The following is a 22,846-nucleotide window of genomic DNA, read 5'->3' on the forward strand; positions in this document are numbered from 1 at the left end:
CGCGAAAGGGCAGCAAGGCTGCCCCGACAGCTTGCGGTGACATCGAGATCGTGGGGCTGCTTTGCAGCCCTTTCGCGACACAAGGCCGCTCCTACAGGGGCGCATTGGTTGCAGATGGCTTTTGAGTACCTGAAAACATGTCCACCACCGAACACCCCAGCGACCTGATCCGTGCCCGCGACCTCGAGGGTGTGGATGTGTGGGCGCTGCCCAGCTTCGATCCCGAGCCTGAGCCGGAACCCGAGCCTGAGCCGGAAGTCATCGAGGAGGAAGTCGAAGAAGTGCCGCTGGAGGAAGTCCAGCCACTGACCCTCGAGGAACTCGAGGCCATCCGTCAGGAGGCCTACAACGAAGGCTTCGCCACCGGCGAGCGCGAAGGCTTCCACAGCACTCAACTGAAGGTTCGACAGGAAGCCGAAGTGGCCCTGGCGGCCAAGCTGGCCAGCCTGGAGCAAATCATGAGCCACCTGCTCGAGCCCATTGCCGAGCAGGATACGCAGATCGAGAAAGCCCTGGTGCAGCTGGTCGCCGGCATGACCCGCCAGGTCATTGGTCGTGAGCTGCGCAGCGACTCGAGCCAGATCACCCACGTGCTTCGTGAGGCGTTGAAGCTGCTGCCGATGGGCGCCGACAACATCCGTATCCACCTCAACCCGCAGGACTTCGAGCTGGCAAAGGCCTTGCGCGAGCGTCACGAGGAGAGCTGGAAGCTGCTCGAGGACGAGTCGCTGTTGCCGGGGGGCTGTCGGATCGAGACCGCTCACAGCCGGATCGACGCGACCATGGAAACCCGTATCGAGAAGGCTGTGGCGCAACTGTTCGACCAGTCCCACGACCAGGCCCTGCATCCTGCTTCGCCGGATATTTCCGTCGAACTGGACGTGCCGGCGGGTGAAACCGATGCGCCTTGACCGTACCAGCTTCGGCAAGCGCCTGGAGGGCTACGCCGATGCGGTGAAGCTGCCCGACCAGCCGATCGTCGAAGGGCGCCTGCTGCGCATGGTCGGCCTCACCCTCGAGGCCGAGGGCCTACGCGCGGCGGTGGGCATCCGTTGCCTGGTGATCAATGACGACAGCTACCACCCGGTGCAGGTCGAGGCCGAAGTCATGGGCTTTGCCGGCAGCAAGGTGTTCCTGATGCCGGTCGGCAGCATCGTTGGCCTGGCCCCGGGTGCCCGCGTGGTGCCGCTGGACGACAGTGGTCGCCTGCCGATGGGCATGAGCATGCTCGGTCGGGTGCTCGACGGCGCCGGTCGCGCGCTGGACGGCAAGGGCGGGATGAAGGCCGAGGACTGGGTGCCGATGGACGGCCCTATCATCAACCCGCTCAACCGTGATCCGATCAGCCAGCCGCTGGATGTCGGTATCCGCAGCATCAACGGCTTGCTTACGGTCGGTCGTGGCCAGCGCCTGGGTCTGTTCGCCGGTACCGGCGTCGGTAAGTCGGTATTGCTGGGCATGATGACCCGCTTCACCGAGGCCGAAATCATCGTGGTCGGCCTGATCGGTGAGCGGGGCCGCGAAGTGAAGGAGTTCATCGAGCACATCCTCGGCGAGGAAGGGCTCAAGCGCTCGGTGGTGGTGGCCTCGCCAGCGGACGACGCGCCGTTGATGCGTCTGCGTGCGGCGATGTACTGCACGCGCATTGCCGAGTATTTCCGCGACAAGGGTAAGAATGTCCTGCTGCTGATGGATTCGCTGACCCGTTTCGCCCAGGCCCAGCGTGAGATCGCCCTGGCCATCGGCGAGCCGCCCGCCACCCGGGGTTATCCGCCTTCGGTGTTCGCCAAGCTGCCCAAGCTGGTGGAGCGGGCCGGTAATGGCGAGCCGGGCGGTGGCTCGATCACCGCGTTCTACACCGTACTGTCCGAGGGTGATGACCAGCAGGACCCGATCGCCGACTCGGCGCGGGGCGTGCTAGACGGTCACTTCGTGCTGTCCCGGCGCTTGGCCGAGGAAGGGCACTACCCGGCCATCGACATCGAGGCCTCGATCAGCCGGGTCATGCCCCAGGTGGTCGATCCCGATCACCTGCGTCAGGCGCAGAAATTCAAGCAGCTGTGGTCGCGCCTGTCGCAGAGCCGCGACCTGATCAGTGTCGGCGCCTATGTGGCCGGTGGTGATCCGGAAACCGACCTGGCCATCGCCCTGCAACCCAAACTGGTGGATTTCCTGCGCCAACGTCTGGATGAGAATGTCGGCATGGCGCAGAGCCGTGAAGAACTGGCCGCGGTGTTCGCGCCGCCAGCGGGCTGATAGATCATGGCCCAGCCCAGCCGAGCGGCACGCCTGGTGCCGGTGGTGGAAATGGCCGAAGAGGCCGAGCGCAAGGCCGCCCAGCGCCTGGGGCATTTCCAGAAGCTGCTCAGCGATGCCCAGGCCAAGCAGGCCGAGCTCGAGAGTTTTCGCGAGGCCTATCAGCAGCAATGGATCAATCGCGGCAGCCAGGGTGTCGACGGCAACTGGCTGGTCAACTACCAGCGTTTCCTCGGGCAGCTGGAAACGGCAATGACCCAGCAACGCCAGAGCATGGCCTGGCACCAGAACAACCTGAACAACGCCCGCAACACCTGGCAGCAGGCTTATGCCCGCGTCGAAGGGCTGCGCAAGCTGGTCCAGCGTTATCTGGACGAAGCGCGCCGTGCCGAGGACAAGCGCGAGCAGAAGCTGCTCGACGAGCTGTCCCAACGCCTGCCACGCCAGGGTCACCCCTGATCGACCTGACTGGCGCTCGTCGCCAGCGGCTGCTAAACCTTCAGAAGCCGCATTCGCCATCATCGAAGGAATCGCTCGCATGGCAGTCGAAACTGATTTTTCACAGGACGGGAAAAAGCTGACGATCAAGGTCAAGGGGCGTTTTGATTTCGGCAAGCATCAGGAATTCAGGAATGCCTACGAGCATCAGCGTCCGCGCCCGGATTCCGTGGTGGTCGATCTGAAGGAAGCCACGTATCTCGACAGCTCGGCGCTGGGCATGTTGCTGTTGCTGCGCGACCATGTCGGCGGCGAGGACTCGGATATCCGTGTGGTCCATGCCAGTCCTGATGTGCGCAAGATCCTGGCGATCTCCAACTTCGAAAAGCTGTTCGACATCAGTTGAGCCTGGCCATGGCCGCCGATCAGCCGTTGACCGTGCTGGTAGCCGAGGACGGTGCCGCGGACAGGTTGTTGCTGGCGCAGATCGTCCGCCGCCAGGGGCACGTGGTGGTCACCGCCGAGAATGGCGAGCAGGCGGTGGCGCTGTTCGCCGAGCGACGACCGCAGCTGGTGCTGCTCGATGCGCTGATGCCGGTGATGGATGGTTTCGAGGCGGCGCGGCGGATCAAGGCGCTGGCGGGCGAGGCGTTGGTGCCGATCATCTTCCTGACCTCGCTCAATGAAGAGGAGGGGCTGGTGCGTTGCCTGGAGGCCGGTGGCGACGACTTCATGGCCAAGCCCTACAGTGCCGTTATCCTGGCGGCGAAGATCCGCGCCATGGACCGTTTGCGTCGCCTGCAGGCAACGGTGCTGGAGCAGCGCGACCAGATTGCCCGCCATCACCATCACCTGCTCAACGAACAGCGGGTGGCCAAGGCGGTGTTCGACAAGGTCGCCCACTCCGGCTGCCTGAGTGCTGCGAATATCCGTTACCTGCAGTCGCCCTATGCGTTGTTCAACGGCGACCTGTTGCTGGCAGCGTATACGCCTTCGGGCGACATGCATGTGCTACTGGGTGACTTCACCGGTCATGGCTTGCCGGCCGCGGTCGGCGCCATGCCATTGGCGGAAGTGTTCTATGGCATGACTGCCAAGGGCTATGGCCTGGTCGAAACCCTGCGGGAGATGAACGCCAAGCTCAAGCGCATCCTGCCCGTGGATATGTTCTGTTGCGCGCTGTTGCTCAACCTGAGTTACCAGCGAGGGACGGTGGAGCTTTGGAACGGTGGCATGCCGGATGGCTATCGTTTGTCGTCGCAAGGCGAGGTGCTGGGTGTCCTCCCTTCGCGCCACTTGCCGCTGGGAATCCTTTCGCCCGAACAGTTCGACGATGCTACCGAGGTGATGCCGCTTGCGGTGGGAGAGCGGTTGTTCCTGCTGTCAGACGGCGTCGTTGATACGGCTGATGAGCAGGACTGCCTGTTTGGCGTGGAGCGCCTGCGCGAGGTGCTGGCGGCCAACCACGATCCGGCGGTGTTGTTCGACGAGCTTATGCAGGCGCTGGCGGGATTCGGTGGTCAGTCTCGTGACGATATCAGCCTGTGCGATATCCGCATGCTGGGCCCCGAGCCTGTCGCGCCGCAGGCGGTGGTGTACTCCGACAGTGGTCGTTCCAGCCCACTGGACTGGTCGATGCAGTTCGAGTTGCGGGGCGAGAGCCTGGGTCGCTTCAACCCGGTGCCATATCTGGTACAGCTGTTGCAGGAGATTCATGGGCTCAGGCCTAGCAGCGGCAAGTTGCACAGTGTGCTGAGCGAGCTGTATGCCAATGCGCTGGAGCATGGCGTGCTGGGGTTGGACTCGGCGCTCAAGTGCGACGCCGACGGCTTCGCCGAGTACTATCGCCAGCGCGCCGAGCGTCTGGGACGCGAGGTGCATGGCAGCGTCGGCATTGCCCTGCGGGTGGAACCTCAAGGTGCGGGCGGGCGTCTGACCATCGAGGTTCGCGACAGCGGCGCAGGCTTCGATGTGGCGCGCTTGCCGCTCGACAGGCCGTGTTGGCACGGGTTCAGTGGGCGCGGAGTGAGCCTGGTGCGGCGGCTGGCGGAAAATGCCCAGTGGCTGGAAGGTGGCCGTCTGGCGCGCGTGGAGTTTCAATGGTGAGCCGGTTTGCGCGGCTTGATCAGGGAGTGAACAAGTGGTGGACATGCATATCGATCAGAGGGTGCTGAGTGACTTGCGGGAGGTCATGGAAGATGGCTACCTGCAGTTGCTGGAAACCTTCCTCGAAGACTCCGAGCGACGCCTGAGCCAGCTGCACGAGGCCAAGGACGCCGAAGAGCTGGGCCTGGCCGCGCACAGCTTCAAGGGCAGCAGCAGCAACATGGGCGCCGTTGGACTGGCCGAGCTGTGCCGGGAGTTGGAGGAGCGGGTCCGCCAGCAACCTTTGTACGGTATTGAAGACCTGATCAACCGCATCGACCAGGAGTACGTGGAGGTCCAGCGTTTCTACCGTGCCGAGCGGCAGCGGATCGCCGCCGAGTAAAAATTGGCGCGAGTTTTGCTTTTCTTCGCACAGACGCATTTTACCAGTTCTGCAGCGGAGACCTCTCAATGCCTGTCGCATCCAATCCATTGTTGCAAGCCGGCCTCGTCAACAAGACGTCGCGCCCGGCTGCCAGTGTGGCGGACAAGCCGCTGCAAGCCCCGGCCAGCCAAGGCGATGGCTTCGACCAGGTCATGGCCCGGCAGGGGCGCGACAGCGTTCCAGCGCGTGACGACAAGGTCGCCAAGGGGGCCGACCCGGCCAAATCCAAGGAGCAGGCCGCACCTGCCGCAGGCGGCAAGCCGGACGACGCCAGCAAGCCGGCGGTTGCCGATGACGGCAATAACTTGCCAGTCATCCCGGGCAGCAAGCCTGTTGCCGAGGCGGATGAAGCCACCGAAGGCGACACTACCTCGTCCCTTGATGCCAGCCTGGTGGCTGGCCAGGTCACCGACGCCCAGCCGGGCGCGCAGTTGATCCAGGCCCAGGCCGAAGCGGTCGCCCCGGTGCTGCAGGCGGCGCAGGCGCCACAGCCTGTGTCGGCGGCGGCGGTCGTCGAGGAAGCGCCCAAGGATGCCGCGTTCGATCCGGAGGCGGACCCTCTGGCCAACATGCCGACCTTGCGCCTGGCGCTTGAGCAGGACGCCCAGGCCAAGGGAACCACATCGGCCCATGCGGCCAGTAGCCGCTCCGACAGCAGCCAGGCGCCTGCCGATCCCGCCGCCACAGCCGTCAATACCTTGGCGAACGTGGTTGGCAAGGCCGAGCAGGAAGCGGGGAACGCCGAGCATGGCGACAAGGCATTCGCCGGGCTGATCGACGATGGCCTCAAGGATATCAAGGGCGCCAGCAGCGACACGCGGATCGATGACTTCGCCGACCGTCTGGCCAGCCTGACGCAGGCGGCGACGCCCAAGACCGCCAATGCCGTACCGGTGACCCCGAACCCGCTGCAGCAGCCGCTGGCGATGAACCAGGGCGCCTGGGCCGAAGGCCTGGTGAACCGGGTCATGTACCTGTCGAGCCAGAACCTCAAGTCGGCGGACATCCAGCTTGAACCCGCTGAATTGGGGCGCCTGGACATCCGCGTCAATGTCGCGGCGGACCAGTCCACCCAGATTCACTTTGTCAGTGGGCATGCCGGCGTGCGCGATGCGCTGGACAGCCAGGTCTACCGGCTGCGCGAGCTGTTCGCCCAGCAGGGGCTGGCGCAGCCGGACGTCAGCGTGGCCGACCAGTCCCGCGGCCAGCAACAGCAGCAGGCGCAGCAGGGCGGCTCGAGCCTGTCCGGCGTGGCGGCGCGCCGCGCCGAGGCGGTTGGGGAGGGCGTCGATCCTGCCGAGGGCGCGCGTCCTGCCGAGCATCAAGTGGTGGTCGGCGACAGCATGGTCGACTATTACGCCTGATATTCGCCGGCCCTGCGCGGCCACCTTCGGGTGGCGCTTGTCTGGCGACAGGGCCGGTACCTTCCTTCTCGGTCAAATCTGGCATAACACTTGCTCAAGCCACGTCATCCTTCTTTGAAACCCCGATGGACGACGGATTATTGGCATGGCGAAGAGTGACGCAGTGAAAGACCCCGCCACTAAAGGCAAACTCAAGTTGATCCTGCTGCTGGTGCTGGCCCTGCTCCTGGCGGTCGGCCTGTCGGTGGGCGCCACGTGGTTCTTCATGCACAAGAGCGCGTCGGCGCCAGCGCCTGACGCTGCGCAGAGCAACGTAAAGCCGGCGGCGATCTACGAACCCCTGGCGCCGGCCTTCGTGGTCAACTTCAACCAGAACGGCCGCCAGCGCTACATGCAGGTGAGCATTACCATGCAGGGGCGCAACCAGGCCGACCTGGAGGCGCTGAAAGTGCACATGCCGGTGATCCGCAACAACCTGGTGATGATGTTCTCCGGCCAGGGCTTCGACACCCTCGCCAGCAGCCCGGTCGGGCAGGAGATGCTGCGTCAGAAGGCCACCGCGGTAGTGCAGGAAGTGGCGCAGAAGGAAGTCGGCAGGCCGGTCGTCGACCAGTTGCTGTTCACCAATTTCGTATTGCAGTAGGAGCACATAGATGGCCGTGCAGGACCTGCTGTCCCAGGATGAGATCGATGCCCTGTTGCATGGGGTGGACGATGGGCTGGTACAAACCGAGAGCGCTGGCGAGCCCGGCAGCATCAAGAGCTACGACCTGACCAGTCAGGACCGTATCGTGCGGGGTCGCATGCCGACCCTGGAAATGATCAACGAGCGTTTCGCCCGTTATACCCGCATCAGCATGTTCAACCTGCTGCGTCGCTCCGCCGACGTGGCAGTGGGCGGCGTGCAGGTGATGAAGTTCGGCGAGTACGTGCACTCGCTGTACGTGCCCACCAGCCTCAACTTGGTCAAGATCAAGCCGTTGCGTGGCACCGCGCTGTTCATCCTCGACGCCAAGCTGGTGTTCAAGCTGGTGGACAACTTCTTCGGTGGCGACGGCCGTCACGCCAAGATCGAGGGTCGTGAGTTCACGCCGACTGAGCTGCGCGTGGTGCGCATGGTCCTGGACCAGTGCTTCGTCGACCTCAAGGAAGCCTGGCAGGCGATCATGCCGGTCACCTTTGAGTACATCAACTCCGAGGTCAACCCGGCCATGGCCAACATCGTCGGCCCCAGCGAGGCGGTGGTGGTCTCGACCTTCCACATCGAGCTCGACGGCGGTGGCGGCGATCTGCACGTGACCATGCCGTACTCGATGATCGAGCCGGTGCGCGAAATGCTCGACGCCGGTTTCCAGTCCGATCTGGACGACCAGGACGAACGCTGGGTCAAGGCCCTGCGCGAAGACGTGCTGGACGTCAATGTGCCGGTGTCGGCCACGGTCGCCCGCCGCCAGTTGAAGCTGCGCGACATCCTGCACATGCAGCCGGGTGACGTGATTCCGGTGGAGCTGCCGGAGCACCTGGTGCTGCGCGCCAACGGCGTGCCGTCGTTCAAGGCGCGGCTGGGCTCGCACAAGGGCACCCTGTCGCTGCAGATCATCGACCCGATCGAGCGCCGCTGACGGCGTGCCGATCGCTCCAACGTATTGAATGCCTGTCGAGGAAATCATGGCTAACGAAAACGAGATCAACTCTCCCGAGGAACAGGCCTTGGCCGACGAATGGGCTGCTGCCCTGGAAGAGACGGGTGATGCCGGGCAGGCCGACATCGATGCCTTGCTCGGTGGCGATGCCGGCCACCTTGGTGGCGATCGCCTGCCGATGGAGGAATTCGCCAGTTCGCCCAAGCCCAACGAGCACGTCAGCCTCGAAGGCCCGAACCTGGATGTGATCCTGGACATTCCGGTGAGCATCTCCATGGAGGTGGGCAGCACCGAGATCAGCATCCGCAACCTGCTGCAGCTCAACCAGGGTTCGGTGATCGAACTGGACCGCCTGGCGGGCGAGCCGCTGGACGTGCTGGTCAACGGCACCCTCATCGCCCATGGCGAAGTGGTCGTGGTCAACGAGAAGTTCGGCATCCGCCTGACCGACGTGATCAGCCCCAGCGAACGTATCAAGAAGCTGCGCTGAGTGAAGCGCATGGTGCGGGGCCTGATTGCCCTCGGTGTATTGCTGGTCAGTGAAGTGGTGATCGCCGCGGCCGAGCCCAACGCCTCGGCTGCCGCGCCGTTGCCCGGCGGTTTGGGCGCGCAGTTGGCGCAGATGGTCTTCGGTCTGCTGCTGGTGGTGGGGCTTATCTTCTTCCTGGCCTGGTTGCTGCGCCGCATGCAGGGCAATGCTCAGCGTGGCGCGCAGGTGATCGAGATCGTCGGCAGCCGGGCCATCGGCCCGCGCGACCGGTTGCTGCTGGTGCAGGTGGGCAAGGAGCAGATCCTGATCGGTCACAGTCCCGGCAGCATCGAGGCCTTGCATGTGCTGGCCGAGCCCGTGGAGGTGCCCGCTACGGCGCGCCAGGCCGCGCCGGAATTCGCCCAACGGCTGCTCGAGCTGATGGGCAAGGATCAGAAGGACAAGACGTGATGAGCGGCGCGCTGCGCTTTTTGTTGACCCTGGCGCTGCTGTTGGCAGCACCACTGGCCCTGGCCGCCGACCCGCTGTCGATCCCGGCCATCACCCTGTCCAGTGGGGCGGACGGGCAGCAGGAATATTCGGTCAGCCTGCAGATCCTGCTGATCATGACGGCGCTGAGTTTCATCCCGGCGTTCGTCATCCTGATGACCAGCTTCACCCGCATCATCATCGTCTTCTCCATCTTGCGTCAGGCCCTGGGCCTGCAGCAGACGCCATCGAACCAGGTGCTCACCGGCATGGCGCTGTTCCTGACCATGTTCATCATGGCGCCGGTGTTCGACCGGGTGAACAAGGACGCCCTGCAGCCCTACCTGGCCGAGCAGATGACCGCCCAGCAGGCCATCGACAAGGCCCAGGGGCCGTTGAAGGACTTCATGCTGGCGCAGACCCGACAGAGCGACCTCGACCTGTTCATGCGCCTGTCCAAGCGCACCGACATTGCCGGGCCCGACCAGGTGCCGCTGACGATCCTGGTGCCAGCGTTCGTCACCTCCGAGCTCAAGACCGCGTTCCAGATCGGTTTCATGATCTTCATCCCGTTCCTGATCATCGACATGGTGGTCGCCAGCGTGCTGATGGCCATGGGTATGATGATGCTGTCGCCGCTGATCATTTCGTTGCCGTTCAAGATCATGCTGTTCGTGCTGGTCGATGGCTGGGCGCTGATCATGGGCACCCTGGCCGGCAGTTTCGGTGGCGTCTGACGCCGCCAAGGAGAGCCTTGCATGACACCTGAAGTCGCTGTCGACCTGTTCCGTGATGCGTTGTGGCTGACCACCCTGATGGTCGCCGTGCTGGTGGTGCCGAGCCTGCTGATCGGCCTGGTGGTGGCGATGTTCCAGGCCGCCACGCAGATCAACGAACAGACCCTGAGCTTCCTGCCGCGCCTTTTGGTGATGCTGATCACGCTGATCGTCGCCGGGCCCTGGTTGGTGCAGAAGTTCATGGAGTACTTCATCGGCCTGTACACCAGCATTCCGCAGCTGATCGGTTGAGGCCGCCATGCTGGAGCTGACCGATACGCAGATCGGCACCTGGGTCGCCACCTTCATCCTGCCGCTGTTCAGGGTGATGGCGGTGCTGATGACCATGCCGATCTTCGGCACCAAGATGCTGCCGGCGCGGGTGCGCCTGTATGCCGCCGTGGCGATCACCGTGGTCATCGTGCCGGGGTTGCCGCCATTGCCCGAGATCGATCCGTTGAGCGTGCGCGGCGTGCTGCTGTGCGCCGAGCAGGTCATCGTCGGGGCGTTGTTCGGCTTTTCGCTGCAGTTGCTGTTCCAGGCCTTCGTCATCGCCGGGCAGATCGTCGCCGTGCAGATGGGTATGGCGTTCGCCTCCATGGTCGATCCGGCCAACGGCGTCAACGTCGCGGTGATCAGCCAGTTCATGACCATGCTGGTGAGCGTGCTGTTCCTGCTGATGAACGGCCACCTGGTGGTGTTCGAGGTGCTGACCGAGAGTTTCACCACGTTGCCGGTGGGCAGTGCCCTGGTGGTCAACCATTTCTGGGAGATCGCCGGGCGCCTGAGCTGGGTGCTGGGTGCTGCGCTGCTGTTGATCCTGCCGGCGATCGCCGCGCTGCTGGTGGTCAACATCGCCTTCGGCGTGATGACCCGCGCCGCGCCGCAGTTGAACATCTTCTCCATCGGTTTCCCGCTGACCCTGGTGTTGGGCATGGGGATTTTCTGGGTCGGCCTGGCCGATATCCTTCCACACTACCAGGCACTGGCCAGCGAAGCGCTGCAGTGGCTGCGTGAGCTGGCACGGGCGCGCTGAGCATGGCAGAGAGCGAAAGCGGTCAGGACAAGACAGAAGAACCCACCGAGAAGCGCAAACGCGACTCGCGGGAGAAAGGTGAGGTCGCCCGCTCCAAGGAGCTGAACACGGTCGCGGTGACCCTGGCGGGCGCTGGTGGCTTGCTGGCGTTCGGCGGTTATCTGGCGGAGACGCTGATGACCCTTATGCGTATGAACTTCAGCCTGACGCGCGAAGTGATCGTCGACGAGCGCAGCATGGGCGCGTTCCTGCTGGCCTCGGGCAAGATGGCGATCTGGTCGGTGCAACCGATCCTGATTCTGCTGTTCGTGATTTCCTTCGTTGCGCCTATTGCCCTGGGCGGCTTCCTGTTCTCCGGGAGCCTGCTGCAGCCGAAGTTCAGCCGGATGAACCCATTGTCGGGGATCAAGCGCATGTTCTCGATGAACGCGCTGACCGAGCTGCTCAAGGCCATGGCGAAGTTCATCATGATCCTGCTGGTGGCGCTGCTGGTGCTGGCCAGTGACCGCGAGGCGCTGCTGGCCATCGCCAACGAGCCGCTGGAGCAGGCGATCATCCATGCGGTGCAGGTGGTGGGCTGGAGCGCCTTGTGGATGGCGGCGGGGTTGCTGCTGATTGCCGGGCTGGATGTGCCATACCAGCTGTTCCAGACGAACAAGAAGATGAAGATGACCAAGCAGGAGGTCAAGGACGAGTACAAGGATAGCGAAGGCAAGCCTGAGGTCAAGCAGCGTATCAGGCAGTTGCAGCGGGAGATGTCGCAGCGACGGATGATGGCGGCGGTGCCTGACGCGGATGTGATCATCACCAACCCGACCCATTACGCGGTGGCCCTGCAGTACAACCCGGACAAGGGTGGGACGGCGCCGTTGCTGGTTGCCAAGGGGACTGATTTCATTGCCTTGAAGATTCGTGAGATCGGGGTCGAGCATAACGTGCAGATACTCGAGTCGCCGGCCCTGGCGCGTGCGATCTACTACTCCACCGAGATGGAGCAGGAGATTCCGGCGGGGTTGTACCTGGCGGTGGCGCAGGTGTTGGCCTATGTGTTCCAGATTCGGCAGTATCGGGCCGGGAGGGGGAAGGCGCCGGAGCCGTTGAAGAAGGATTTGCCTATTCCTGAGGATCTGCGGCGGGACAGTTAAGGTTGGTTGGTTGTTTGGTTGTTTGGTTGTTTTGAAAGTTGTATGCGCATTTATTCGCGATGTTGGCGCATAGTCACCATCGCGAATAAATGCGCATATCGCTTTCAAAACACATGCTCTAAAGTTCAAATTCAAGGTCAAAGTCGGTCGGCGCTGGTTTTAATGGTTGTAAGTTCATTCGTTTGCGATGTTGACGCATAGTTACCTTTTCGCCTTTACGGCGAGTTCCTTTTTGAAGGATCAAAAAGGAACCAAAAAATCCTCGCTCCATTCATCCGGCCCTACGCTTCGCTCCGGGTTCCCTCACTCTGGCCTTGCTCCCGGGAGGACCGCGCTGCAGGGCCCATCCTGGGCCCCAGCGCTTGACGGGCATCCATGCCCGTCACCTCCCTGCGCAAGACCTCCGTTCGGCCTCCTGAAGTCGCGAAGTTACGGGCGGCGCCTGGACTGACGCAGCTGTCGCTAGTTGGAAGTTTAGTTAATCTCTTGATCGTATTGCGGCGCAACCCCGTTCCTACACGATAGTCGCTGTTATATGAGTCCCTGTCGGAGCGGGCTTACCCCGCGAAAGGACCGGAATAACCAATATATAATTAACTGCCAAATAAATAACTTCGCATTTCTGCTCTTGCTCTTGCTCTTGCTCTTGCTCTTGCTCTTGCTCTTGCTCTTGCTCTTGCTTCTAAGCGCGCGATAGTCCAGGCGCCGCCAATTGCGACTTCAGGAGGCCGAGCGGAGTTCTTGCGTAGTGGGGCGACGGCCATGGATGGCCGTCGAGCGCTGCGGCCCAGGATGGGCCGTACAGCGCGGTACCCACGGGAGCAAGAACGGAGCGAGGGAACCCCGGAGCGAAGCGCAGGGGCCGGATGAATGGAGCCAAAAATCCAAAACAATCATCCCCGAACCCGAACCCGAACCCACCACTTATACTCCAACTCCCAAAAACAACAGCAAGGAGCCCCCCATGCCCCAGGAAAACCAAGGCACCTGCCTATGCCAAGCCACCAAACTGACCGTCAAGGTCGATAACAACCACGTCAGCGCCTGCCACTGCAGCATGTGCCGCAAATGGACCGGCGGCCCACTGCTGGCCGTCCATTGCGCCGAACCCCCGCAGTTCGAAGGCTCAACCCCGAGCGTCTATGATTCCTCCCCCTGGGCCCAGCGCGGCTTCTGCGGCCAGTGCGGCACGCACCTGTTCTACCGCCTGAAAGAGAGCAACCTCTATGTCGTACCAGTCGGCCTGCTCGACGGTAAGGCAAACTGGACCTTCACCGAGCAGATCTTCATCGACGAAAAGCCCGCCTGGTACTGCTTCAAGAACGAAACCAAGGACCTCACCGGCCAACAGATCTTCGAACAGTTCGCCCCGTCCTGAGCCGACCCGCCTTGCCAAACCCACGCATTCCTGAGAAAAGGGCGCCCACCAAAACCGTCTCGAGGAACCTGCCATGAGCAGTGAGTTGCAAGTCATCGATCTACAGGAAGGCGACGGCAAGGCCGTGGTCAAGGGCGCGCTGATCACCACCCAGTACCGCGGCACCCTGGCCGATGGCAGCGAGTTCGATTCGTCCTGGTCGCGCGGCAAGCCGTTCCAGTGCGTGATCGGCACCGGCCGGGTGATCAAGGGCTGGGATCAAGGCTTGATGGGCATGCGCGTGGGCGGCAAGCGCAAGCTGCTGGTCCCGGCGCACCTGGGCTATGGCGAGCGCTCGGTCGGTTCGATTCCACCGAATTCGGACCTCACCTTCGAGATCGAGCTGCTGGAAGTGCTGACCCGGGAAGACTGAGATGCGGCCTTCGGTATGGTCAATGCGCTCCTACCCGTTGAACAAATGGCAGAAAATCGAGGTCATCCAGCCCATCAATGTGCGCCATGCAAAGAAACCGGATCATGAAAACCTGGCGCCGCGATGCTAATTGTTTGATTTGGGAAATTTCCCACTTGAACATCAGACGTCAATTGGTGCCTTGAGAGGCATGTCCGGAGCTATCGTCCCAAGCTCATTTGGATCGTTGTCCAGAGCCTTACGGAGGAGATGCTCCGCATGCCACAGAGTGAGAGCCCCCAATGTACGAGGATCCTGTTCAGATCGCCCTGTCGCTGTTCATAGGCTTTGCCATTGATCGCTGGTTGAGGTCACCCCGGCTGCGTACCTGGCTTGGCGTGAGTCTTCTCACTATGGGGGGCTCGGTATGCTGTTCTTGCACCGTGAAACGCTCACTGGTGTTGATGTGGTGCTGTGGAAGTCTTTCGCTATCGTGCTGGGTGTATGCCTGATTGTACTCAGAGACCGCTACAAGGATGCGACGTGACGTTGCTCTCCCAACGCTTTGACTCAAGCCTTTGGGGCTCACCGGTCCTGCGATAGACCGAAACTGTGCTGACCCGCGACGATTGAGCCACGAGCAATAATTCAGCAACACACATGCATTAACGTGGCCTTTGTCGATGGAACGGCCTGTGCGCCCAGGGAGGAACCAAACGGGTCGAGGGCACTCTGACCCTCACTCGCTGCCACGGATGGCATTCACAACAGGGACGGCCCGCCGCCAAGGCTGCGGGACCATGTGGCGGGGCAACCCAGTACCCTGGCCACAAGAGTCCGCCCCAGATGAAGCTGCCCACCTTCCTTCGCCGTCGTCGTCACCTGTTGTTGAGCCTGACGCTCGCCGCTGCGGCCGTGCCATTGGCCTTGGCCGTGGTCGAGAGCCGTGCGCAACCCGTGGATGGCACCCAGACGCTGGTCTTCCTGCGCCATGCCGAGAAGCCCGGCGAGGGATTGGGACAGCTGAACTGCCAGGGGCTCAATCGCGCCCTGGATCTCGCCACCTTGTTGCCCGAGCGCTTCGGCAAGGCTGATTACGTATTCGCCGCCAACCCTTCGCGGGGGGTCGAAGAAGGTAGCCAGGATGAGCGCTACAGCTATATCCGCCCGTTGATGACCATCAGTCCCAGCGCCATTCGCCTCGGCTTGCCGGTGAACATCGACTATGGCGCAAACGACACCGACGATCTGGCTGACGAATTGCTCAGTAGCAAGTACCGCAATGCCACGGTCTACACCGCCTGGTCCCGCGGTTACCTCCCGGAATTGATCAACACCGTGGCCGGCAAGGCCCTGGGGGAGGAGCGGGTGCTCACCGAAGACTGGCATCGCGACGACTTCGATAACTTGTACGTGCTCACGCTGACCTGGCGCGAGGGCAAGGCTACCCTGCTCAGCCGTAGCGTGCGTCAGGGGCTCGATCACGGTGAGCCTGGCTGTCCGACCTGACCTGCTGTTACTGTCTGGCCATAAGGCCTGGACGGGAATGGACGCATGAACCAGCGGGTGACAGTGATCGGCGGCGGGGTGGTCGGCCTGGCGACGGCTTATGCGCTGGTGCTCGACGGTTGGCAGGTCGACCTGGTCGAAGCCCGGGACAGCCTGGCCAGCGCCACCAGCTTCGCCAACGGTGGACAGCTTTCGTATCGTTATGTCGCGCCTCTGGCCGATGCCGGAGTACCGTGGCAGGCGCTTGGCTGGTTGTTGCAGGGGGACTCGCCATTGCGCCTTCGGTTGCGTCTGGACCCTGCGCAGTGGCGTTGGCTGGCGGCTTTCGTCATGGCGTGCCGCACCTCCGTCAATCGCCGTAATGCTGCTCAGTTGCTGAGCCTGGCGCTCGAAAGCCAGGCGGCGTTACAGCGCTGGCGCGAGCAGGACGGCCTTGATGATTTCGCCTGGCGGCGCAACGGCAAGCTGGTTGCATTTCGTACCCAGCGTGCATTCGACCGCGGGCGCCAACACCTGCTTGATCCCCACAGCCAGCGAACACTGGATGCCGCCGAACTGCGCGAGCTCGACCCGGCGCTTTGCGAGGCACCGTTCGTTGGCGGCGTGTTCACCCCGGACGAAGAGGTCGCCGATTGCCACCGTTTCTGCCTGCGCCTGGCCGAGCGCCTGGAGGCATCCGGGCAATGCCGGTTGCTATTGGGGCGGCCGGTGACACGGCTGATTGCGCACGATGATCAGGTGCTGGCCCTTGAGATGGGCAACGAACAGCTGGACGTGCAGCGCCTGGTGCTCAGCGCCGGGCACCGTAGCGCCGGCCTGGCTTTGCCGGGCTTGAATTTGCCGGTCTATCCCTTGAAAGGCTATAGCCTGACCGCGCCGGTCGGCGCCGCGCATCGGGCACCCGAGGTAAGTATCACCGACTACGAATGCAAGATCGTCTATGCCCGGCTGGAGGATCAGCTGCGTGTGGCGGCTATGGTGGACATCGTCGGTTACGACGAGTCGGTGGATGCCGGCAGGCTCGCGAGCATGCGGAGGCTGGCCCGGGAAACCTTGCCCGAGGCCGCCGACTACGGGCAGGCAGTGGAATGGGCGGGTATGCGGCCGGCGACGCCGACCGGGGTGCCGATCATTGGTGCCACACGGTATCGCAACCTGTGGCTAAACCTGGGGCATGGTGCACTGGGGTTCACCTTGGCATGTGGCAGTGGCGAGCGGCTGGCGAGGCTGTTGCGCTGACTTTGTTGGCCTCATCGCGGGGCAAGTCGGGTCGCCGCATCGCCGCTCCCACGGGTTGCTTTTGACGCCAGGGGAGTGGGCTTGCCCTGCGACGGGCGCTACTGGTCAATCAGCGACCGAAACGCATCGGCCAGCCCACCACCTTCTTCGCCCGCGGCGTGGCGTAGGTGCGCACCTTGGAGGTGCTCAACCCCAGCCTCACCAGCGATTCGGCAATGGTCACCGCAGCGCTCACGCCGTCCACAACCGGCACCCCGGTGCGCTGGCGGATCTGCTCGTCGAGCCCGGCCATGCCGCCGCAACCCAGGCAGATCACTTCGGCCTTGTCTTCGCGCACAGCCCGTTCGGCCTGCTCGACGATGGCTTCCACCGCACGCCGTGGGTCGCTTTCCAGCTCCAGCACCGCCAGTCCGCTGGCGCGCACCGAGGCGCAGCGCTCGTACAGCCCGGACAGTTTCAGGCGGTCCTCGATCAGCGGCACGGTGCGGTCCAGGGTGGTCACCACCGAGTAGGCGTGCCCCAGGTACATGGCGGTGCTGGCGGCGGCATCGGTGATGTCTACCACCGGCACGTCCAGCAGTTCCTGCAGGCCTTCCCGGCCGTGCTCGCCATAGCCGGCCTGGATCACGGCATCGAAGGGCTGGTCGTAGGCCAGCACCCGGTCCATCACCGCGATGGCGGCCAGGTAGCTCTCGAAGTTGCCCTCCACCGACTCGGCGCCGAACCACGGGGTCAGGCCGACGATCTCGGTACCGGGCGCGGCCACGCTGCGCGCTTGCTCGGCAATGGCTTCGGTGATGGCTTCGGTGGTGTTGACGTTGGCGATCAGAATACGCATGACGGATCTCCCTGAAATTCAGTGGCTGCTGTGGTCGACGGCGATGCATTCGCCGCTGACATCGAGGTATTGGCGGTGGCGTGGCGCAATCAGCAGGTAGACGGCGGCGGCGATACCGGCACCGATCAGCCAGGAGAACGGCGCGATACCGTGGAAGTTGGGTACCAGGGCCAGGATGATCGCCAGCAGCGCGGCCGGGATAAACGCGGCCACGGCGCGCAGGTTGATGCCGCGGGTGTAGTGGTAGGCGCCGGCGGGACTCTCGCTGTACAGCTCGGGCACGTTGATACGGCCCTTACGCAGCAGCCAGTAGTCGGCCATGATCACGCCGTACAGCGGGCCGAGCAGGGCGCCCAGGCCGGAGAGGAAGTACACGATCACCAGCGGGCTGTTGTACAGGTTCCACGGCAGGATCAGCACCGCCAGGGTGGCGCTGATCAGCCCGGCGCGGCGGAAGTTCAGGTGGCGCGGCGCCAGGTTGCTGAGCACGAAGGCCGGGGCGACGAAGTTGGCCATGATGTTCACCGCCACGGTGACGATCAGGAACGCCAGGCAGCCCAGCACCAGGAACGCGGTGTTGGGGATGCTGGCGACGATTTGCGTCGGGCTGTCGATGACCTGGCCGTTGATCTGGAACTGCGCGCCGCACAGCACCACGGTGATCGCCGCGAACACCAGGATGTTCACCGGCAGGCCCCAGAAGTTGCCGACGCGGATGGTTTTACGGCACGGCGAGGAGCGGGCGAAGTCGCAGAAGTTGAGCACCAGGGTGCCGTAGATCGCCAGCCACAGCGCGCCGCCGGCGAAGATGTTGCGCCACATCTCGTAGCCGCTCAGGGGCTCGGCGACCGACCAGGCGATGCGCGCATCGGCCTTGAAGTACATGAACACCGCCAGGCTCGCCACGGTCAGCAGGATCACCGGGCCGGCGAAGGCCTCGTAGCGGCGCACCATCTCCATGCCGTAGGCGAGGATCACCAACTGCACCAGCCAGATCGCCACGAAGCACACCCAGCCCAGGCTCGACAGACCGAGGATGCTGTCGTGGTCATAGGCGGCCACCTGCGGCCACACGGCGGTCAACAGCACCCGCAGCACCACCGAGGCCAGGTAGGTCTGGATGCCGAACCAGGCGATGGCGATCACCGCGCGGATCAGCGCCGGGATCTGCGCGCCATGGATGCCGAAGGCGATGCGGCTGATCACCGGGAACGGCACGCCGGTCTTCTGCCCCATGTAACCGGACAGGTTCATGAAGAAGTACACCAGCGCCGCGCCGATCGCCAGCGACAGCAGGATCTGCCAGCCGCCCAGGCCCAGGGCGAACAGCCCCATGGCGAAGGAGTAGTTGGCGATGTTGTGCACGTCGTTGGTCCACAGCGCGAAGATGCTGTAGCCGCCCCAGCGGCGGCCTGCCAGTTTGGTCGGGGCGAGGTCGCGGTTGTGCAGGCGAGGGCTCAGCTCGAGATCGGCCGGGTGGCCTTCGAGGGTCGTGGTCGAGGGATGGGGGCTGGCAACGGAAAGTTCAGGGGCAAGGGGGAGGCTGCTACTCATTCCGGTGGCTCCTGATGCGTGTGACTGCGATGAGCGGGCGCTGGCGCACGGGCTCGCCATCTCGTCGGTGCAGGCGTTGGCATCACTGGGTTCTGGGCGCAACGGTCGCCGACGGGGCGACGCTGCGGGTTCTTGTGTATTTATGTTTCGTAAAACTTGTATACAAAACACAAGCACACAAAAGCCAGTTCCATGCCAGCGATCAATACGCTTTCAGGCGGCTACTATTTTCAATCTATCTGTATGAAAGTTAAGTAGATGAAATATTGGAACTATAAGTTGACCAAATGAACAGGTTATATTTTTCACACAACCAATTAGCTGATCGTTTAGTCAAATTTAGTTAAACGAAGTGTGTAACCTAATGGGGCGTTACCCGTGGAGAGTGCACACAAAAATGGCACTTATGGTGACATTCTTGTGTACAAGTTTTTCTCGGGTACTTGGCCTCATGCCATGGGCGGCAGCCGCCGCTTCACCGGCGTTTTCTTGATGATTGCCGTATTGGTCTCGGCCAGCACGTTGAGGCGGTCGAGCAAGGTGTCCAGCTGCTCCATCGAGCGCACATGCAGGCGGGCGATGAAACAATCATCGCCGGTAACCTTGTCGCATTCGGTGAACTCGGGAATGGCGATGATTTGCCGTTCCACCTCCTGCAACTGCCCCGGCAACGGGCGAATGCGCACGATGGCCTGCAACTGGTAGCCGAAACAGCGCGGGTCAACCTCCACCGTATAGCCGCGCAGCACGCCGCGCTCCTCCAGGCGGCGCAGACGCTCGCTGACGCTGGGCGCCGACAGGCCGCTGATCTGCGCCAAGGCCTTGAGCGAGCGGCGCGAGTCTTCCATCAGGGCGTTGATCAGCAACTGGTCGATGGTATCGGTCATGGCAGCCTCGTTAGGTGATTTTCAATAAATGCCTTGATAGTAAAGGCGAGAGCACCGATATGCCTTGGTTATCCGCTGGAAGGTCGCCCTCGACCCTCCGCATACTGTGCCCATCGTCGACAGGAGGTGTGAGATGGACAATTCGCTGCGCCGTGGTTCGCTGGAAATGATCGCCGCCATGCTGATCTCCGGAACCATTGGCTGGTTCGTGCTGGTGTCCGGGCAGCCGGTGCTGGAGGTGGTGTTCTGGCGCTGCGTGTTCGGCGCCGGCACCTTGCTGCTGATCTGCGTGGCCATGGGCTTTCTCAAACCGGGCGTGCTGACCCGCGTCACCTTCCTGCTGGCGGTGGCCAGCGGGGTGGCGATCGTCGGCAACTGGGTACTGCTGTTCGCCTCCTACTCGCGGGCATCGATCGCCATCGGCACCGCGGTGTACAACGTCCAGCCGTTCATGCTGGTGGGGCTGGCGGCGCTGTTCCTGGGCGAGAAGATCACCGTGGCCAAGCTGACCTGGCTGAGCGTGGCGTTCCTCGGCATGCTGGCTATCGTCAGCGCTCACGGCGCGGGGCAGGCCAGTGGTGGCGAGTACCTGCAGGGCATCGCCCTGGCACTGGGTGCGGCGTTTCTGTATGCCGTGGCGGCGCTGATCATCAAGCGCCTGGCCGGCACGCCGCCGCACCTCATTGCCTTGATCCAGGTGAGCACCGGCGTCCTGCTGCTGGCGCCCTGGGTGCAACTGGGCGGGCTGCCGGGTGAACTGCCGGCGCTTGGCAGCCTGGTCACGCTGGGCATCTTGCATACGGGGTTGATGTACGTGCTGCTGTACAGCGCCATCCAGCGCCTGCCAACGGCGTTGACCGGAGCGCTGTCGTTCATCTACCCGATCGCCGCGATCCTGGTCGACTGGCTGGCCTTCGACCATCGCCTGGCGGCATTACAGTGGTTGGGAGTCGGGCTGATTCTGCTCGCTGCTGCCGGCATGCAGCAGGGGTGGTGGTTCCGGCCTGCCGGTAAGCCTGCGCGACAACAGTAAAGCAATGACGGGCGGCTTCCCGGCGTAGAGAACTTATCCGGCAATACAGGGGAAAGGTGGCTTATTGATAGCACTGCTGTCCTCTAGTACCCTGCGCGACTATTTCGCAGTGATGCGCTCGGCTTTAAGTGATGGACACGCCCCATGCCCCTTCCTACCCGCTTCCTGGCCGCAGGCCTGGTACTCTTGCCTTTGCTCGCCGGTGCCGCACCGTTCCAGACACCCGGCGACCGTGACCTGATCCGCGATCGCCAGGAGAACTTGCTGCAGGAGCAGCGCAAGCGTCTCGAGGAGCTTCAGCAACTGCCGGGAAGGCAGGCACCGCAGGCGCCCGCCCAGCCCCCCGAGCAAGGGCGCTGCTTCCAGATCCAGCGCATCGACTTGCAAGGTGCCAGCCTGCTCGACGAGCCACAGCGCAAGGCGCTGCTCGAAGGCTACGAAGGCAAGTGCCTGCAAGTCGGCCAGCTCAATGACCTGCTCAAGCGCATCACCGACCATTACCTGAACCGTGGCTACCTGACCACCCGTGCCTACCTGCCCCAGCAGGACCTGGGCTCCGGCGTGCTGCAGATCATCATCGTCGAAGGCCGCCTGGAAGGGCTGGACGGCTCCGCCCTGGCCAGCCCTCGGGAAATGGCCATGGCCTTCCCCGGCAATACCGGCGAGGTGCTCAACCTGCGCGAAATGGAACAGATGGTCGACCAGCTCGGCCGCCTGCCCTCGCGCCAGGTCGAGGTGGAGTTGGTGCCGGGGCAGGAGGTCGGCGGCAGCCGCGTCCAGCTCAAGGGCCAGCGTGACAAGCCCTGGCGCGTCTCTGCCAGCCGGCACAACAACGGTGACGCCAGCAGTGGCGAACAGCAGATGAACCTCGGCCTGGAGTGGGACAGCCCGCTGGGCCTGGCCGATCAGCTGAGCCTGCGTGGCGGGCGCGACGTGGTCAGTGACCACTGGCGCCATTCCGACAGCCACGGCCTGAACTACAGCCTGCCGTGGGGCTGGTGGACCTTCAACTACAGCTACAACCACAACTACTACCGCACCCGCGACACCTCCAGCGGTTTCCCCTTCAAGCTCGATGGCGACAACAGCGTGCACCAGTTCCAGGCCGAACGGGTGATCCACCGCGACAGCCTGAGCAAGACCGCGGTCAATGCTGGCGTCAGCCACCTGCGTGCGCGCAACTACCTGGACGACACCCTGATCGACGTCTCCAGCACCCGTATCACCGAACGCCAGCTGGGCGTCAACCACGGCCGGCGCATCGGCAACGCCTTCGTCAACCTCGATGCCGGCTGGCAGCAGGGCATCGGCGCGCTCGACGCCCAGGGCGCGGGCGATCCGCGCGGCAACGAACCGGTGGCGCGCTACAACAAGTACACCCTCACCCTGAGTTACCTGCAGCCGTTCCAGCTGTGGGGCGAGCAGTTCAGCTTCGACAGCCTGGCCACCGGCCAGCGCAGCGAAGACGCCCTCTACAGTGGCCAGCGCATCAGCGTCGGCGGGCTGACCTCGGTGCGCGGCTTCAAGGAGCAGACCCTCACCGGCGACAGCGGCGGTTACTGGCGCAACCAGTTGCGTTGGCGCCGCCCTGTGACCTGGGCAGCACTGCAGCCGTGGCTGCGCGAATACGGCATGGCCTTCGCCTATGACGCCGGGGTGATCAAGGGTCAGCACGGCAATGGCCAGGACCATGGTCGCCTGAGCGGCAACGCCTTCGAGTTCAACGTGCGCGGCCAGTACTTCGCCGCCAGCGCGACCTTCGCCCGCTCGCTGGAGCGCCCCGACGTCATCACCCGCCGCGAACACCCGATCTATTTCCGAGTCGACGCGTTCTTCTGAGTCCCGACCCACCCTTTGCCCGTGACACCGCC

At 63.5% G+C, this 22,846-nt stretch carries 24 protein-coding genes; 21 read left to right on the top strand and 3 right to left on the bottom strand.

Annotated elements, in window-relative coordinates:
- The first annotated feature begins 137 nt into the window (after positions 1-137).
- The 19 genes from fliH to AC25ND_RS21020 all read left to right on the top strand — a co-directional run bounded on the left by fliH (position 138) and on the right by AC25ND_RS21020 (position 16,663).
- On the top strand, positions 138-911 hold the full coding sequence (gene fliH / locus AC25ND_RS20930; RefSeq protein ID WP_062360699.1) for a flagellar assembly protein FliH: 774 nt from the start codon (positions 138-140) through the stop codon (positions 909-911).
- A complete protein-coding gene (gene fliI / locus AC25ND_RS20935; protein WP_486976566.1) occupies positions 901-2,256 on the top strand; it encodes a flagellar protein export ATPase FliI in 1,356 nt (451 codons plus the stop codon). The genes fliH and fliI overlap by 11 nt, the downstream gene beginning before the upstream one ends.
- 6 nt (positions 2,257-2,262) lie before the next feature.
- On the top strand, positions 2,263-2,715 hold the full coding sequence (gene fliJ, locus AC25ND_RS20940; protein WP_028692794.1) for a flagellar export protein FliJ: 453 nt from the start codon (positions 2,263-2,265) through the stop codon (positions 2,713-2,715).
- A gap of 79 nt (positions 2,716-2,794) precedes the next feature.
- Positions 2,795-3,100 (top strand): STAS domain-containing protein, encoded by a 306-nt coding sequence (locus tag AC25ND_RS20945; RefSeq protein ID WP_028692795.1) that lies wholly within the window; start codon positions 2,795-2,797, stop codon positions 3,098-3,100.
- Positions 3,101-3,108: 8 nt separating this feature from the next.
- Complete coding sequence (locus AC25ND_RS20950) at positions 3,109-4,800, top strand: ATP-binding SpoIIE family protein phosphatase (protein ID WP_186597446.1); 1,692 nt, start codon at positions 3,109-3,111, stop codon at positions 4,798-4,800.
- Positions 4,801-4,843: 43 nt separating this feature from the next.
- Entirely contained in the window at positions 4,844-5,182 is a 339-nt protein-coding gene (locus AC25ND_RS20955) for an Hpt domain-containing protein (RefSeq protein WP_189662233.1), read from the top strand.
- A gap of 68 nt (positions 5,183-5,250) precedes the next feature.
- Positions 5,251-6,588, top strand: a complete 1,338-nt coding sequence (locus tag AC25ND_RS20960; protein WP_186597448.1) for a flagellar hook-length control protein FliK — start codon at positions 5,251-5,253, stop codon at positions 6,586-6,588.
- Between the two features lie 145 nt (positions 6,589-6,733).
- Entirely contained in the window at positions 6,734-7,231 is a 498-nt protein-coding gene (gene fliL, locus AC25ND_RS20965) for a flagellar basal body-associated protein FliL (protein ID WP_028692799.1), read from the top strand.
- Positions 7,232-7,241: 10 nt separating this feature from the next.
- Complete coding sequence (fliM, locus tag AC25ND_RS20970) at positions 7,242-8,210, top strand: flagellar motor switch protein FliM (RefSeq protein WP_028692800.1); 969 nt, start codon at positions 7,242-7,244, stop codon at positions 8,208-8,210.
- A gap of 46 nt (positions 8,211-8,256) precedes the next feature.
- Positions 8,257-8,721 (top strand): flagellar motor switch protein FliN, encoded by a 465-nt coding sequence (gene fliN, locus AC25ND_RS20975; RefSeq protein ID WP_028692801.1) that lies wholly within the window; start codon positions 8,257-8,259, stop codon positions 8,719-8,721.
- 9 nt (positions 8,722-8,730) lie between these two features.
- Positions 8,731-9,171 (top strand): flagellar biosynthetic protein FliO, encoded by a 441-nt coding sequence (gene fliO / locus AC25ND_RS20980; protein WP_186597452.1) that lies wholly within the window; start codon positions 8,731-8,733, stop codon positions 9,169-9,171.
- A complete protein-coding gene (fliP, locus tag AC25ND_RS20985) occupies positions 9,171-9,926 on the top strand; it encodes a flagellar type III secretion system pore protein FliP (RefSeq protein WP_028692803.1) in 756 nt (251 codons plus the stop codon). Before fliO ends, fliP begins: the two co-directional genes overlap by 1 nt.
- Before the next feature lie 21 nt (positions 9,927-9,947).
- Positions 9,948-10,217: a flagellar biosynthesis protein FliQ gene (fliQ, locus tag AC25ND_RS20990; RefSeq protein ID WP_023630488.1), complete on the top strand. Its 270-nt coding sequence runs from the start codon at positions 9,948-9,950 to the stop codon at positions 10,215-10,217.
- Between the two features lie 7 nt (positions 10,218-10,224).
- A complete protein-coding gene (gene fliR, locus AC25ND_RS20995) occupies positions 10,225-11,001 on the top strand; it encodes a flagellar biosynthetic protein FliR (protein ID WP_028692804.1) in 777 nt (258 codons plus the stop codon).
- A gap of 2 nt (positions 11,002-11,003) precedes the next feature.
- On the top strand, positions 11,004-12,146 hold the full coding sequence (gene flhB / locus AC25ND_RS21000; RefSeq protein WP_028692805.1) for a flagellar biosynthesis protein FlhB: 1,143 nt from the start codon (positions 11,004-11,006) through the stop codon (positions 12,144-12,146).
- A gap of 964 nt (positions 12,147-13,110) precedes the next feature.
- Positions 13,111-13,524, top strand: coding sequence for a GFA family protein (locus tag AC25ND_RS21005; RefSeq protein WP_028692806.1), 414 nt, complete (start codon positions 13,111-13,113; stop codon positions 13,522-13,524).
- 73 nt (positions 13,525-13,597) lie between these two features.
- The gene (locus AC25ND_RS21010; RefSeq protein ID WP_028692807.1) at positions 13,598-13,936 is read left to right on the top strand and encodes an FKBP-type peptidyl-prolyl cis-trans isomerase; all 339 of its coding nucleotides are present in this window, start codon (positions 13,598-13,600) and stop codon (positions 13,934-13,936) included.
- A gap of 825 nt (positions 13,937-14,761) precedes the next feature.
- The gene (locus tag AC25ND_RS21015; RefSeq protein ID WP_486976567.1) at positions 14,762-15,424 is read left to right on the top strand and encodes a histidine phosphatase family protein; all 663 of its coding nucleotides are present in this window, start codon (positions 14,762-14,764) and stop codon (positions 15,422-15,424) included.
- A gap of 45 nt (positions 15,425-15,469) precedes the next feature.
- The gene (locus AC25ND_RS21020) at positions 15,470-16,663 is read left to right on the top strand and encodes a D-amino acid dehydrogenase (RefSeq protein ID WP_486976568.1); all 1,194 of its coding nucleotides are present in this window, start codon (positions 15,470-15,472) and stop codon (positions 16,661-16,663) included.
- A 109-nt stretch (positions 16,664-16,772) separates the two neighbouring features.
- Here AC25ND_RS21020 and AC25ND_RS21025 read toward each other — a convergent pair whose 3' ends face one another.
- The 3 genes from AC25ND_RS21025 to AC25ND_RS21035 all read right to left on the bottom strand — a co-directional run bounded on the left by AC25ND_RS21025 (position 16,773) and on the right by AC25ND_RS21035 (position 19,942).
- On the bottom strand, positions 16,773-17,501 hold the full coding sequence (locus AC25ND_RS21025; protein ID WP_028692810.1) for an aspartate/glutamate racemase family protein: 729 nt from the start codon (positions 17,499-17,501) through the stop codon (positions 16,773-16,775).
- Positions 17,502-17,519: 18 nt separating this feature from the next.
- Positions 17,520-19,055, bottom strand: a complete 1,536-nt coding sequence (locus AC25ND_RS21030; protein ID WP_062360711.1) for an NCS1 family nucleobase:cation symporter-1 — start codon at positions 19,053-19,055, stop codon at positions 17,520-17,522.
- A 449-nt stretch (positions 19,056-19,504) separates the two neighbouring features.
- Positions 19,505-19,942: an Lrp/AsnC family transcriptional regulator gene (locus AC25ND_RS21035; protein WP_062360713.1), complete on the bottom strand. Its 438-nt coding sequence runs from the start codon at positions 19,940-19,942 to the stop codon at positions 19,505-19,507.
- Positions 19,943-20,075: 133 nt separating this feature from the next.
- On the opposite strand from AC25ND_RS21035, the gene AC25ND_RS21040 reads away from it, so the two are divergent.
- Positions 20,076-20,975, top strand: a complete 900-nt coding sequence (locus tag AC25ND_RS21040) for a DMT family transporter (protein WP_236248290.1) — start codon at positions 20,076-20,078, stop codon at positions 20,973-20,975.
- A gap of 144 nt (positions 20,976-21,119) precedes the next feature.
- A complete protein-coding gene (locus tag AC25ND_RS21045) occupies positions 21,120-22,814 on the top strand; it encodes a ShlB/FhaC/HecB family hemolysin secretion/activation protein (protein ID WP_062360716.1) in 1,695 nt (564 codons plus the stop codon).
- The last annotated feature ends 32 nt before the right edge of the window (positions 22,815-22,846 follow it).

It is taken from the genome of Pseudomonas sp. P110(2024) (assembly GCF_057480795.1).